Source organism: Methylobacterium sp. C33D (genome assembly GCF_053345825.1).
In genome coordinates, this window is record NZ_JBKFAV010000201.1 from 1 (window position 1) to 306 (window position 306).

Here is a 306-nt window from a genome sequence, read left to right on the forward strand (position 1 = left end):
CGACCGACAAGGACCAGGTCATCCTGGTGCGCGGCGACCGCGACGTGCCCTACGGCAAGGTCATGGAGGTCATGGGCCTCGTCGGGCAGGCCGGCTTCACCAAGGTGTCGCTGGTCGCGCAGTCGCCCGGCGGCGCCGCTCCTGCCGCGCCCGCCGCCGCGCCCGCCGCACCCGCAGGGACCGCGCGCTGAACCGATGAGCACCTTCACGCCGACGGATATGCCGGCCGGCCCCGGTGAGCGCCGACCGTCCGGACTGCTCGCCGCCTTCCTGGTCGCCCTGGGCCTGCACGCCTGCGTGCTCGCC

1 protein-coding gene is annotated in these 306 nt (G+C 75.2%); it reads left to right on the plus strand.

Going from position 1 to position 306, the window contains the following annotated elements; translation table 11 throughout:
* Positions 1 to 191: ExbD/TolR family protein (locus ACLBXO_RS32030; RefSeq protein WP_447687951.1), on the plus strand; the 191-nt coding region annotated here is incomplete at its 5' end.
* Positions 192 to 306: the final 115 nt, after the last annotated feature.